This is a genomic window from Pseudomonas thivervalensis (assembly GCF_001269655.1).
In the GTDB taxonomy this organism is placed as follows: Bacteria; Pseudomonadota; Gammaproteobacteria; order Pseudomonadales; family Pseudomonadaceae; genus Aquipseudomonas; species Aquipseudomonas thivervalensis.
Genome location: NZ_LHVE01000001.1, coordinates 573913 through 587186 on the forward strand (window position 1 = coordinate 573913; position 13274 = coordinate 587186).

General features: G+C 63.8%; 13 protein-coding genes and 1 pseudogene. 4 read left to right on the forward strand and 10 right to left on the reverse strand.

Annotated elements, in window-relative coordinates:
* Positions 1 to 18: 18 nt before the first annotated feature.
* The 10 genes and pseudogenes from AD659_RS02420 to AD659_RS02465 all read right to left on the reverse strand — a co-directional run bounded on the left by AD659_RS02420 (position 19) and on the right by AD659_RS02465 (position 8284).
* Positions 19 to 2145: a TonB-dependent copper receptor gene (locus AD659_RS02420; protein WP_053118029.1), complete on the reverse strand. Its 2127-nt coding sequence runs from the start codon at positions 2143 to 2145 to the stop codon at positions 19 to 21.
* Positions 2146 to 2228: 83 nt separating this feature from the next.
* Positions 2229 to 2624, reverse strand: a complete 396-nt coding sequence (locus AD659_RS02425; RefSeq protein WP_082343503.1) for a DUF2946 domain-containing protein — start codon at positions 2622 to 2624, stop codon at positions 2229 to 2231.
* Between the two features lie 58 nt (positions 2625 to 2682).
* A complete protein-coding gene (locus AD659_RS02430; RefSeq protein ID WP_053118033.1) occupies positions 2683 to 3162 on the reverse strand; it encodes a copper chaperone PCu(A)C in 480 nt (159 codons plus the stop codon).
* A gap of 46 nt (positions 3163 to 3208) precedes the next feature.
* A complete protein-coding gene (locus tag AD659_RS02435; RefSeq protein ID WP_053118035.1) occupies positions 3209 to 3607 on the reverse strand; it encodes a DUF2946 domain-containing protein in 399 nt (132 codons plus the stop codon).
* A 153-nt stretch (positions 3608 to 3760) separates the two neighbouring features.
* Complete coding sequence (locus tag AD659_RS02440) at positions 3761 to 3961, reverse strand: helix-turn-helix domain-containing transcriptional regulator (RefSeq protein WP_408003287.1); 201 nt, start codon at positions 3959 to 3961, stop codon at positions 3761 to 3763.
* Positions 3962 to 4156: 195 nt separating this feature from the next.
* A pseudogene (locus tag AD659_RS02445) lies at positions 4157 to 4309 on the reverse strand (addiction module antidote protein); the annotation flags it as partial.
* A 220-nt stretch (positions 4310 to 4529) separates the two neighbouring features.
* Positions 4530 to 4889, reverse strand: a complete 360-nt coding sequence (locus AD659_RS02450; protein WP_053118037.1) for a DUF6124 family protein — start codon at positions 4887 to 4889, stop codon at positions 4530 to 4532.
* Between the two features lie 359 nt (positions 4890 to 5248).
* Positions 5249 to 5971 (reverse strand): cobalt-precorrin-6A reductase, encoded by a 723-nt coding sequence (locus AD659_RS02455; RefSeq protein ID WP_053118183.1) that lies wholly within the window; start codon positions 5969 to 5971, stop codon positions 5249 to 5251.
* 11 nt (positions 5972 to 5982) lie between these two features.
* A complete protein-coding gene (locus tag AD659_RS02460; RefSeq protein ID WP_053118039.1) occupies positions 5983 to 7080 on the reverse strand; it encodes a cobalt-precorrin-5B (C(1))-methyltransferase in 1098 nt (365 codons plus the stop codon).
* Entirely contained in the window at positions 7073 to 8284 is a 1212-nt protein-coding gene (locus tag AD659_RS02465) for a bifunctional cobalt-precorrin-7 (C(5))-methyltransferase/cobalt-precorrin-6B (C(15))-methyltransferase (RefSeq protein ID WP_053118041.1), read from the reverse strand. The genes AD659_RS02460 and AD659_RS02465 overlap by 8 nt, the downstream gene beginning before the upstream one ends.
* Positions 8285 to 8654: 370 nt before the next feature.
* Here AD659_RS02465 and cobG point away from each other — a divergent pair, with 370 nt between their 5' ends.
* The 4 genes from cobG to cobJ are packed head-to-tail and all read left to right on the forward strand — an operon-like array spanning position 8655 to position 13022.
* A complete protein-coding gene (cobG, locus tag AD659_RS02470) occupies positions 8655 to 9968 on the forward strand; it encodes a precorrin-3B synthase (RefSeq protein WP_280140185.1) in 1314 nt (437 codons plus the stop codon).
* Positions 9968 to 10594, forward strand: coding sequence for a precorrin-8X methylmutase (locus AD659_RS02475; protein WP_053118045.1), 627 nt, complete (start codon positions 9968 to 9970; stop codon positions 10592 to 10594). The genes cobG and AD659_RS02475 overlap by 1 nt, the downstream gene beginning before the upstream one ends.
* Positions 10594 to 11325 carry a precorrin-2 C(20)-methyltransferase gene (locus AD659_RS02480; protein WP_053118048.1) on the forward strand — a complete coding sequence of 244 codons (732 nt, stop codon included), beginning with the start codon at positions 10594 to 10596 and terminating at the stop codon, positions 11323 to 11325. Before AD659_RS02475 ends, AD659_RS02480 begins: the two co-directional genes overlap by 1 nt.
* An 11-nt stretch (positions 11326 to 11336) precedes the next feature.
* Complete coding sequence (gene cobJ, locus AD659_RS02485) at positions 11337 to 13022, forward strand: precorrin-3B C(17)-methyltransferase (RefSeq protein ID WP_408003318.1); 1686 nt, start codon at positions 11337 to 11339, stop codon at positions 13020 to 13022.
* Positions 13023 to 13274: the final 252 nt, after the last annotated feature.

The window sequence follows — 13274 nt, forward strand, 5'->3', positions numbered from 1 at the left end:
CAGGCCTTGCCTGTGTTGTCAGAAACTCATATCCACCTTCGTCCAGAGCGTGCGCCCCGGTTCGTTGATGGCCTGCGGGTCGCTCGCCGGGTAGCCGAACCCGGCGTTGCCGGCCAGGTTCAAGTGCTCGGCGTAGGCTTTGCCGAACAGGTTGTCGACGCCGCTGCTGACCTTCCAGTGCTGATTGATGCGATAGGCGCCGTTGAGCGAGAAGACCCCGAACCCCGAGCTTTTGCCGTAGTCCTTGCCGACCACGTTGCCTTTGTTTTCATCGACCCGGTGCTGCGCCGCCACCACCCGCCACAAGGCTCCGGCGCTCCAGCGGTCTTCGCTGTAGGTCAGGCCCAGGCGTGCGTCCAGCGGCGGCATTTGCGCCAGGGCGCTGCCGTCGCTGCTGTTCTTGCCCCAGGCGTAGGCCAGGGTGGCGTCGGCTTTCCAGCGCTCGGTGAGTTTGTAGGCCGCGCCCAGTTCACCGCCCATGATCCGCGCATCGATGTTCTCGGCCCGGGAGGTGGAGCCCATCATCCCGGGGGTGTAATCGAACAGGATGTAGTCGCGCACCTGCCCGACATAACCCGATGCCCAGGCTTCGAGGGTTTCGGTTTTGTATTGCAGGCCGACATCGAGCTGGGTGGTTTTCTCCGGCTTGATCGCGTCGAAGGCATTCAACGAGCCGCTGGGGCCAGCGTTCGGCGAGAACAGCTCCCAATAGTCGGGGAAGCGTTGCGCGTGACCCACGCCTGCATAAAGGGTGGTGGGGCTGTCGTCCAGGTCGTGCTCGTAGCGAACGAAACCGCTGGGCAGCGTGTCGGCCCGGGTCTCATCGGCGGTGGGGTTGGGGCGCGCGGACATGCCGGAACCGATGCTCTGGCGGTAATCCTTGGCCGAGGCACGGTCGAGCCGGGCGCCGGTGATCACTCGGTCGCGGTCGGCGGCGTACCAGGTCAATTCGCCGAACACCCCGTAATTGTGGAAGTCGGCGTCCTTGGTGTACGGCAGGTCCTTGTAGGTATCCACGCCCATGCTGCTGCGTTGGCGATGCTCGTTGGTCTGGGCGTCCAGGCCGCTGATCAGTTGCACGTCGGCCCAGCGCCAGGTGGCCTTGATACGGGCGCCGAGGGTGCGACGGTCGACGTTGGAGGCCATGGGCCCAGCCATCATCCCGGTGCCGGATGGCGTGCGCAGCGTGTAGTTGTCCATCACGTGGTCGGCGTAGTTGTAGTAGACCTGGGCCTCGACCTTGTCCAGCACCTCGCCGATGTTCGAGCGCTCGAAACGCAGCCCGAGGCTTTCACGCTTGAACTGTGAGCCGTCCATGCCGCGCCCGGCGTAACGTGCTTCACCGTCGCCCTTGCCGGCCGTCAACTCCAGCAGGGTATCGGCGTCCGGCGTCCAGCCGAGGGTGACGTCGCCATTCCATTTGTCATAGCGCGACGGCACGGTGTCGTTATTGCCGTCGCGGTAATCGTCTGAATGGGCGGTGTTGCCGATCACCCGTACATAACCCAGCGGCCCACCGGCGGCGGCATCCACCACTTTGTCGAAACGGCCATTGGAGCCGGCCAGCGCACTGGCGTTGACCCGGGTGCCCAGCTCGCCGAACTGTTCCGGCTCGCGCTCGAACAGCACGGTCCCGGCCGATGCGCCGGGGCCCCAGAGCACGGTTTGCGGGCCTTTGATGACGGTGAGCTTGTCGTAGGTTTCCGGCGAGATGTAGGACGTCGGCGCGTCCATCCGGCCCGGGCAAGCCCCCAGCAGCATGCTGCCATTGGTGAGGATGTTCAGCCGCGAGCCGAACATGCCGCGCAGCACCGGGTCGCCATTGGTGCCGCCGTTGCGCACCAGGGCGAAGCCGGGAATGGTCTTGAGGTAATCGCCGCCATCGCTGGCCGGCACCGGTTGGCGCGGGTCCTTGGGGTTGGTGATGACGGTCAGCGGCGAGCTGGGGGCGATGGCGGTGATGACCGTCGGGCTCAGTTCTTCGACCGGATGATCGTGATGCTCGTGCTCGTCGGCCAGCACGAGCGGGGTGAGCAGCAGGCCGCACAGTGCGGCGATGGTTTGGCGTAAACGAACCCGTGGCTCGTTCAGGGGGCAGCGAACCTGGGCAGAGCCCAACGCGATGCCAGCAGAAAACCTGGACATGATGATTCCATCGAACAAACGTAGACGACACGGTCGGGCAGCCTGGGGCTGTCTTGTGCGACCGGGTGAGGTAAGTGTCGGGCTTACGCGTCGAGGGGCGGTGCGCGGGTGCGGGCACCCGGGAAGAACGCGGGCCGGGCATGGCCCAGGCGTGGGGAAGGGCTGGTGTAGGTGTTGGTGTGGGGCGTGTCGAAGACGGCGAAGGTGTGACCGCCAGGCAGCGCAGGGCAATTGAACAGCAGGCTGCAATAACCGCACTTCTCCCACAACGCATGGTGCTCGCTCTGGGGCGGGCAATGTTCGGCTGCCGGCGCGTCGTGCGCCGTCATGTCCATGCCCATCTCCATGTCCATGCTCATGGACACCGGCATGGACGAAGACATGCGCTGACCCATCGGCATCGACTGGGAAATCAGCGGGCCGATAAAGATCATCAGCATGGCGAACAGGCTGATCCAGCTGCCGCGGGTCAGGCTCATGGGCTGACGGCGGTGCGTGGACAGGCTGGCGCGACGAGGTTGCATGGGCGGCTACGTCTTATTGGCCGTGCATATGTTTCTTGGTGCCGTCGGGTGCTTTTTTCTGCACCGCAACGTCGACCGTGACATCCCCGGCTTTTTCGAAATGCAGGGTCATGGGGAAACGTTTGCCGTCGCTGAGCAGGCTGCGGTCTGTCAACTCCAGCAGCATCACGTGATACGCCATCGGCGCGAAGGTGACGGTCGCACCGGGGGCGATATTCACGACAGGCACCGGTTGCATCTTCATCAGGTCGTTTTGCATCACATGCTCATGGAGCTCGGCCTTGCCGGCGATGGGCGAGTCGACGCTGAGCAGTTTGTCAGCGGTGGTACCACTGTTGTGGATCACGAAATACGCGGCCACGGTTGGCGCATTGGGCGGCAATTCCTGGGACCACGGATGGGCGATCTCAAGCTCGCCCGCTTTGTATTGGTGAGCTTGGGCGAGGCCGACGGGAAGCAGCAGGGCAGCCAGCAGGATAAGTCTGTTCAACATGGCAATTCTCCGGAACGATTCAGGGCGCAGTTTGATGCGGGAAGAATCAGGCCAGAGGCGAGGCGCGGGGATTGAGGCTGGGCCATTGCTGGCGTGGCGTGGGGCTGTCCAGCTTGGAATGGACGGCACTGCGATGGGCCAGCTGTGCATCCAGATACAACTGTGGGGCATGCCCTGCCAGCGCCACCAACGGCGCCGGACCTGAGCAGCACCAGCAATGCTGCATGGTCGAATGAGTATCTTTCTGGGGCGCGCCCTGTTCGAACTTGCCCAGGGACACCGCGACCATTTTCGTGCCGCTGGAAGAGCAGAAACTGCCCCACAACATTTGTTCGGCTGGCGAACTGGCCGTCGCCCCCCCGCTGTTGGCAAGCGGCATGGCAAGCATGTTGAACAGCACTGCGAAGCAGGCGATCCAGGCTAATGCAAGCCGTTGTCGGGACATGGGGCAATCCGCTCGGTTGGGCGATCAGGTGGCGGTATTTAGCCTGATCGGGGGACAGAAGTAAAAAGGCCACGTGCGGTGTAGGGTCGCAGGGCTGGTGTTAACAGTAGCAACAGATCTTCAAGTGAGTGCTTTTGTGGTGAGGGATTTTGATCAGTTGGTACTCGATTGTTCTATATCTTCATTGGGAGTGGCTTGCATCATCCCTTTTGCCTGTGCGACGTCGTTAAGGGCTGCGCGAATCAGTATCCCATCACCGGCATCCTCTTCGAAACAGGCAACCAGATAAGTGACCATTTCCTCATATGTATTGAGATAGGTTGCAGCGTCGAAACGCGTGAGTTTTTCGACCATGACTGACTCTCCATTGGTAATGTCATCCACCTTCTGACGGTGCATGAGATCCTTGTGGCGAGGGAGCTTGCTCCCGCTGGGGCGCGAAGCGGCCCTAAACCGGACATTGCGGTGTTTCAGGAAAATAGCGTTCACCTTCTTTGGGGCTGCTGCGCAGCCCAGCGGGAGCAAGCTCCCTCGCCACAGGGCTCAGATGGCATTGAAGAGATTGCGAAGGATCATTCTCGCCATCTCCTGCTCTCCGTTCAAAAGCAGAGTGACGGCTTCATCCAGCAGGATTTTGGCGAATTCAGGATCACACCTGACGCGTTCGATGATCGTGTGCTTATAGCTTCGTGTGAGAGGCATAGCATTACCTTTGAAAATCTAATGGCGTGAGCATTCATTGTGGCGAGGGGATTTATCCCCGCTGGGCTGCGTAGCAGCCCCAAGAGCAGTGAATGCAGTCCGCCAGACAAAACTGTGAGCTTATGTTTTGGGACTGCTTCGCAGCCCAGCGGGGATAAATCCCCTCGCCACAGGGGTGGGTTTGACCAATCGATTTTGATCAAACCCAACGTCCTGTCGCTTATCTAGGGTCGACCACATCCAATGCCCGATTCGCCAACAACTGGCTCAACTCAATCATCTGCTGGACCCCTTGCGCGATATGTCGTCGCGAGCCCTCCAGATCGAATGCGAGGTCACTGACCATGGCATTGGCCGAGGCCAGGGTTTCGCTGAGGTTGGCGAGCAGGCATTCGGCGTCGATGTTAGGTGCGATGACGAAAAGGGTATCTAGCCTGTCGGATGGTTCTTTGTCGGCTGACGGATTGAGGTAATAGTCCAAGGCGCGGGTGGCCGCGTCGTCGAGTTTTTTGGCATTGGCCGACTGGCAACGGGATGTGTGGTCGTCCGGGGTTGGAGGATTCGGTGTGTTCTTGAACATTGCTGGAAACTCCATGTTATGGAGCCGCAACCGTTTCGCGACTAAACGAAGGGCGGCGGCTGTGCGCAGGTTAGTCGACCGGGGAGTCCAGCATTACCGGCGCGCCCGAAGGCGCCCTGCGCACAACCACCATCAAGTGCAGGGATGAAATACCTGACTGACGAAGCTTGTGAACCCGCTGAAAACCTCGGGCGACTAAACCCGATCATTGAAGGGCAGTGATGGGAATCAAGTTACCGACGGCCTCCAAGGCACACAAGCCGGCGGATTCTGGCGTAGTTGTAGGCAGCGGCGCAAGGTGACGTAGCCTGCTGACGTAGTTCTGACGGGACAGGCTTGTAGGACGGTGCAGGTTTCTGTCAGACCAACTGCCGCAGTCCCCGCAACACCTCATCCACCGTCTCAAACTCCCGATCCACCCCCGCCAACACCGGCCGTTTCAACACCAACACCGGCACCCCTCGCTCCCGCGCCACCTCCAGCTTCGGTTCAGTAGCCGTGCTGCCGCTGTTCTTGCTGACCAGCACATCGATCTGCCGCCGTTCGAACAGCTCGCGTTCGCCCTCGATGTGAAACGGTCCACGGGCCCCAATCACTTCGCAGCGCTCATTGCCGGGGTAAACGTCCAGGGCACGCAGGGTCCAGAATTGCTCTGGCGGGATTTCATGCAGATGTTGCAGCGGCTCACGACCGAGGGTGAACAGGGGGCGGTGGAAGGGTTGCAGGGCCTGGATCAGTTCGGCCCAGTCGGCCACTTCCCGCCAGTCATCGCCGGCCTGGGGTTGCCAGGCCGGGCGGCGCAGGGCCCAGCAGGGGATGGCGCAGGCGCGGGCCGCGTGGGCGGCGTTGTGGCTGATCTGGGCGGCGTAGGGGTGGGTGGCGTCCAGCAGCAGGCCGATGCCCTCGGCGCGGATGAAATGCGCCAACCCTTCGGCGCCGCCATAACCGCCGACGCGCACCTGGCAGGTCAGGTCGGTGGGGACGCGGCCGATGCCGGCCAGGCTGTAGATGTGCTGGGGCCCAAGGGTGCGGGCGATGGCCAGGGCTTCGGTGACGCCACCGAGCAGCAGGATACGTTTCATGGCAACGTTCTTCATGACCAAGCTCCGGCGTGGCCGACGATCCCGCCCTGGCGGTCGATGGCGAAGACTTCGACCTGGACCTGAGCCGGCACCACACTGCGGGCGAAGGCCAGGGCGTGCTCGCACACCGCGTCGCCCAAGGCGATGCCGGCGGCGCTGGCCATCGCCAGGGCTTGTTGGCTGGTATTGGCTCCTCGGATGCCGTTCTGCAGAACCTCATCGGCACCGATCGCGGCGGCCCATTCGGCCAATTGCGGCAGGTCGATGCTCGAATGGCGACTGTGCAGGTCCATGTGGCCGGCAGCCAGTTTGCTGATCTTGCCAAAGCCGCCGCAGAGGCTGAGTTTTTCCACCGGCACCTTGCGCACATGCTTGAGCACAGCACCGACGAAGTCGCCCATTTCGATCAGGGCGATTTCCGGCAGGTTGTAGACCCGGCGCATGGTGTCTTCGCTGGCATTGCCGGTGCAGGCGGCGATGTGCAGGTAACCGTTGGTCTTCGCCACGTCGATGCCCTGGTGGATCGAGGCTATGTAAGCCGCGCAGGAGAAGGGCCGGACGATACCGCTGGTGCCGAGGATCGACAGGCCGCCGAGGATGCCCAGGCGCGGGTTCATGGTTTTCAGCGCCAGGGCTTCGCCGCCCTCTACATTGACGGTGACTTCGAAACCACCGGCATAACCGCTTTCCTCGGCCAGTCGGCCCAGGTGATCGCCGATCATTTTGCGTGGCACCGGGTTGATCGCCGGCTCACCGACGCCCAGCACCAACCCCGGTCGCGTCACCGTACCAACGCCGCGACCGGCGACGAAACGCACGCCGGGTTCGGCGATCAAGCGCACCTGGGAAAACAGCAGGGCGCCGTGGGTCACGTCCGGGTCATCGCCGGCGTCCTTGATCGTCCCAGCCTCGGCGCCCTGGTCGGTCAACCGGCAGAACTCCAGGCGCATCTGCACCTGTTTGCCCTTGGGCAGTACGATTTCCACGGCGTCGGTTTCGGTGCCGCGCAGCAGCAAGCGGGCCGCCGCCAGGCTGGTGGCGGTGGCGCAACTGCCGGTGGTCAGGCCGCTGCGCAGGGGGGCGGGTTGTTCGGCGGTTTCGTCACGCATCGAGAGGTTTCGTCAGGTCCAGCAAGGTAATCGGCAAGGCCTGGCGCCAGGTGTCGAATTCGCCCAATGGCTGGGCCTGGGCGATGTGGATGCGGGTCAGCTCCCCACCGTGGCGTTCGCGCCAGTGCATGAGGGTCATTTCGCTTTGCAGGGTCACGGCGTTGGCGACGAGCCGGCCGCCGGGCTTGAGTTGGGCCCAGCAGGCGTCGAGCACGCCTTCGCGGGTGACGCCGCCGCCGATGAACACCGCGTCTGGACGCTCCAGATTGTCCAGCGCTTGCGGGGCGCTGCCGCGAATCAGTTGCAGGCCCGGTACGCCGAGGGTGTCGCGATTGCGTTCGATCAAGCCTTGGCGGCCTTCGTCGGCCTCGATGGCCAGGGCTCGGCAACTGGGGTGGGCGCGCATCCATTCGATGCCGATGGAGCCGCTGCCGGCGCCGACGTCCCAGAGCAGCTCGCCGGGGGTTGGGGCGAGGCGGGCCAGGGTGATGGCGCGCACGTCGCGTTTGGTCAACTGGCCGTCATGCTCGAACGCGGTATCGGGCAAGCCGGCCAGGCGGGACAGGCGCGGTGTCGACGGTTCGGTCCGGCATTCGAGGGCGATCAGGTTCAGGTCGGCGACGGTTTCATCGGACCATTGCGCGGCGCAACCGTCGATCCGTCGTTCTGTGCTGCCGCCCAGATGCTCCAGGACGGTCATCGGGCTCGGGCCGAATCCGCGTTCACGCAACAAGCTCGCTACTGCGGCAGGGCTGTGGCGATCATTGCTCAGCAGCAACAGCCTGACGCCTGTGGATAAATGCCCATTGAGCGCCGCCAGGGGGCGCGCCACCAGCGACAGCGTGACCACCTCCTGCAACGGCCAGCCCATGCGCGCCGCGGCCAGTGAACAGGAGGAGGGGGCGGGGATGACCAGCATTTGATCACTCGGCACCTGCTTCGCCAGGCTGGCGCCCACGCCATAGAACATCGGATCGCCGCTGGCCAGTACACACACCGGTTCGCCCTGCCGAGCGAGCAGCGGTTCCAGGGAAAACGGGCTGGGCCACAGCTCCCGCTCGCCGCGGATACACAGTGGCAACAGCTCCAACTGGCGAGTGCTGCCCAGGATCCGCGATGCCCGCAGCAAGGCATGGCGAGCCGTTCGGCCCAGGCCCTTGAAGCCGTCGTCACCGATGCCCACTACGGTCAGCCAGGGGGTCATCTCTGTTCCTCGAATAGATGGGGTTGATCGACAGGCGTGTTGCCGCCGCGAACCGGGCCGCCATCATACCGCGCCCCGGCGTATCAGGCGCCTGGCGCAACATCATTGTCACCAACAGGCCGCTATCGCGAGCAAGCTCGCTCCCACAGGGGATTTTGGGTAAGCGCAGGATTAATGAACACTTCGATCAAAACTGTGGGAGCGAGCCTGCTCGCGATAGTGATAGTACAGGCAACATCATTGGATCAGGCCGCCCGTGTTCTGAGCAATCTCACGGCAATCCGACCAGCAAGCTTTTCATGACCCCTGGCAAAGCAGGCATAATGGCGCTCCTTCGCCAATGTGGCGTTTCTCAGTTGCCGGTCTTCCCTTGAACGAACGTCCATCCTCCCACGTCGTACGCCCCTCCGGTTGTCCGGGGTTGCTGCGTGTCGTCCAGGCGCTGGACGGGGGGATCTGTCGGATCAAGCTCGATGGAGGTTCCATCCTCGCGGATCAGGCCGACGCCGTGGCCTCCGTGGCCGAGCGGTTCGCCGGCGGCGTAATCGAGGCGACCAACCGGGCCAATCTGCAGATCCGCGGGATCGGCCCCGGGCACGGCGCGCTGATCGAGCCATTGCTGGCCGCCGGGCTTGGCCCGCGCAAACCGGCCGGGGATGACGTGCGCAACCTGATGCTCAGCCCCTCGGCCGGGATCGACCGGCAGATGCTGTTCGATACCCGCCCGTTGGCCGAGCAGATCCTCGCCACCCTGCAAACCCATGAACGCTTCCATGAACTGTCGGCCAAGTTCGCCGTACAACTGGATGGCGGAGAAGCACTGGCGATGCTCGAACATCACCACGACCTGTGGCTGTCGGCCCTGGTCCGTGACGGCGACCCCTGGCTGGCCTTCGGCTTGGCCGGCACCCCGCTGGATAAGCCAGCGGGCAGAGTGCCTCTGGCCCAGGGACATGCCTTGGTGGTGGCGGTGCTGGAGCTGTTCCTCGACTTGGCCCGCCCGGACCAGAACCGCATGCGCCACGTGTTGGCTGAAACTCCCGCGGATGAATTTCTCGCCCGGTTGGCCCGCCGCGTGCCCCTGCAACCTTGCCCGGATTGGCGGCGTGATGCGTCCATCGATGGACTGCACATCGGTGTCCATCCTCAGCACGACGACCGTGTCTACGTCGGAGCGATGGCCCCCCTGGGCCGGCTCGATGCAGTGATGCTACGGGGAGTGGCGCAACTGGCGCGGGAGAAGGGCGATAGCAGCCTTCGTTTCACGCCCTGGCAAAGCCTGTTGCTGCCCAGCATGCGCCGCGAAGATGCTGACGAAGTGTTGGCGCGGCTCGAGGAACTGGGATTTTTAGGTTCGAGCGACCAGCCCTTGGCACAACTCGTTGCCTGTACCGGCTCCAGTGGCTGCGCCAAGGCCCTGGCCGACACCAAGGCCGACGCCCGCCGGTTGGCCGATCTGCTGCAAAGCCAAGGCCAGCTAATAAAAATCCATCTTTCCGGCTGCCCGCGTTCCTGCGCGGCGGCCCATGTCGCGCCTGCCACCTTGCTGGCGGTCGCCCCTGGTCGTTACGACCTGTATTTTCGCGATGCCACGCTGCCGGGTTTCGGCGCGTTGCAGGCACACAATCTGACTATTGAAGCGCTCGGCCACTGGCTCGACGCTCGCCCCCCGGAGCCCCTTTAATGCTTGATTACATCCGCGACGGTCAGGAGATCTATCGCAACTCCTTCGCGATTATCCGCGCCGAAGCCAACCTGGCGCGTATTCCGGCCGACCTGGAGAAACTCGCGGTGCGGGTGATCCACGCCTGCGGCATGGTCGAGGCCGTCGATGGCCTGCAGTTTTCCGAGGGCGCGGGCACGGCCGGGCGCCGGGCGCTGGCTGCCGGCGCGCCGATCCTGTGCGATGCGCGGATGGTCTCCGAGGGCGTGACCCGAGCTCGCCTGCCGGCCAACAACCCGGTGATCTGCACCTTGCGCGACGAGGGCGTGCCGGCGTTGGCCCTGGAATTGGGCAACACCCGTTCGGCGGCGGCGCTAGAGTTGTGGCGTCCGCACCTGGAAGGCAGTGTCGTGGTCATCGGCAATGCGCCGACCGCGCTGTTCTATTTGCTTGAAATGCTCGATGTCGGCGCGCCGAAACCGGCCTTGATCCTCGGCTTCCCGGTGGGCTTTGTCGGCGCCGCCGAATCCAAGGCGATGCTCGCGGCCAACAGCCGTGGCGTGCCATTCGTGATCATGCAAGGCCGCCTGGGCGGCAGTGCCATGGCCGCCGCCGCTGTCAACGCCCTCGCTACGGAGATTGAATGATGCAGCAGCCTGGACGTCTGATCGGCCTCGGCGTGGGCCCCGGTGACCCGGAACTGATTACGGTCAAGGCCCTGCGCCTGCTGCGCGAATCGCCCGTGGTGGCGTACTTCGTCGCCAAGGGCAAGAAGGGCAACGCCTTCGGCATCATCGAGGCCCATCTACAGGATGCGCAGACGTTGCTGCCGCTGGTCTACCCGGTTACCACCGAAGTGCTGCCGGCGCCGTTGTCCTACGAAGAGGTGATCGCCGATTTCTACGACACCGCTGCCGAGCAACTGGCCGTGCACTTGGACGCCGGTCGTGACGTGGCGGTGATCTGCGAGGGCGACCCGTTCTTTTATGGCTCCTACATGTACTTGCACGATCGCTTGGCCGAGCGTTATGTCGCCGAAGTCATCCCGGGCGTTTGCTCGATGCTCGGCGGGGCCTCGGTGCTCGGTGCGCCGCTGGTCTATCGCAACCAGAGCCTGTCGGTGCTCTCCGGCGTCTTGCCTCACGATGACCTCAAGCGGCGCCTGGCCGATGCCGATGCGGCGGTGATCATGAAGCTGGGGCGCAATTTTCCCAAGGTTCGCCAAGTGCTCCAGGAACTGGGCATGGACGGGCGGGCGCTGTATGTCGAGCGCGCGACCATGACCAACCAGAAGATCGTGCCGTTGGATGAGGTCGAGCCGATGTCTTCGCCGTACTTCTCGCTGATCATCGTGCCGGGCGAACGGTGGCAGGGTTGATAGCCGCCAAGATGCCGGCCATTGTCATCCTCGGCCCCGGCAGCCTGGCGACGGCCCGACGGATCCAGCAGCGCTACCCCGATGCCCTGATCCACGGCCTGGCCGGACGGGTCGAGGGGGATCGGCAATACCTGGAATTTGGTGCGACGTTGCGTGAACTCTACCAACAGGACACGCCGATCATCGCCCTGTGCGCGGCGGGCATTGTCATCCGTACCCTGGCGCCGCTGTTGCTGGAAAAAGGCGCCGAACCGCCGGTGCTGGCGGTGGCCGAAGATGGCAGCGCCGTGGTGCCGTTGCTGGGCGGCCTGGGCGGTGTGAATGGCATGGCCCGTGACATCGCGGCAACCCTGCAAGTCGCGCCGGCGATCACCACCAGCGGCGAATTGCGTTTCGGCACCTGTCTGCTCAATCCGCCGAGCGGCTACAGCCTCGGCGACCTGGAGCAGGGCAAGCGCTTCGTCTCCGACCTGTTGGCCGGTGAACCGGTGCGCATCGAAGGCGCGGCGCCGTGGCTGGATCAGGCGCAGTTGCCGCAAGACCCGCAAGCCCGGCGCACGATCCATGTCGGCCACGCCGAGCGTGAGGCGAACGCCCATGAACTGCTGATTTATCCGCGCAGCGTCGCGGTGGTCGTGGGCGCCGAGGTAGCGGATTTGCCGGGCACGGTTCGTGCGGCTTTGCAGCAGGCCAACGTCGCGGTGCAAAGCCTGGCGTGCCTGGTGGCGGCGGATGCGCTGATGGCCTGCACAGCCTTGCGTGAAGCGGCGTTGGAACTCGGGGTGGCGCTGCGCTTCGTGGCGACGACGGGTGATACCGCCACCTTGGCCCGCCGTTCGGTACCGGACGCGACTCTCTTTTCAACAACGGAATACCTGACCGTCGCCGTCGCTGCGCAGCCCTTGGAGGTGGCCCTGATCGGTCGCCCGCGTGGACGCCTTGCGGTGATCGGCCTGGGGCCGGGCGCTGCCGAACTGATGGTACCGGCGGTGAAAGCCGAACTGGCGCGGGCCACCGATGTGCTTGGTTACGAAACCTATGTGCGCATGGCCGGCCCGTTTCGCGACGATCAGGTGCTGCACTGCACCGACAACCGCGAAGAAATGCAGCGTGCCCGGCACGCCTTCGAATTGGCTGCACAAGGCCGTTCGGTGATCGTCGTGTCCTCCGGCGACCCGGGTGTCTTCGCCATGGCGGCGGCGGTGCTCGAAGCGTTGCACGAGTCCAGTGATCCGGCCTGGCACCAGGTGGATCTGGAGATCCTGCCCGGCGTGTCAGCCTCCCTCGCCACCGCCGCCCAGGCCGGTGCGCCGTTGGGGCATGACTTCTGCGTCATGTCGCTGTCGGACAATCTAAAGCCTTGGTCGATCATCGAAAAACGCCTGGACCTGGCGGCCGAAGCCGATCTGGCGCTGGCCTTCTACAACCCGATTTCCCGTGCACGGCCGTGGCAATTGGGGCGTGCGCTGGAGATCGTCGGCCAGCACCGCACCCCACGGACGCCGGTGGTGTTGGGGCGTGACATTGGTCGCCCGGGCCAGACCCTGCGTGTCACCACCCTGGGGCAACTGACCCCGGAGCAAGTCGACATGCGCACCATGGTGCTGATTGGTTCTTCCACGACCTGCGTATTCCCTCGCGCCGAAGGTGGCGAGTGGGTGTACACGCCGCGCTGGTATGGCAGCAAACCGCTCTGATGAACCCCGGCGATCTGTTCGGATCGCCGTCGCCTGACCCTCTTTCCGATGGCTGTAGCCATGTTTCAAAGTCTGTTAAATTAACGTGATGAAGTTGTACTTTTAATTGCTGAAACAGCAAGTAAAAGTGCGCGGCTTGTAACAGTCGGTGTGGGTTTTATTTGGAAATTCATTGGGTTTTCCAGTTGGTTGTATGGCGGTGAAAAAGTAGGTTATTTTCCTTTCTCGTTTTGGCCGTGAGTCGGGTTTGTT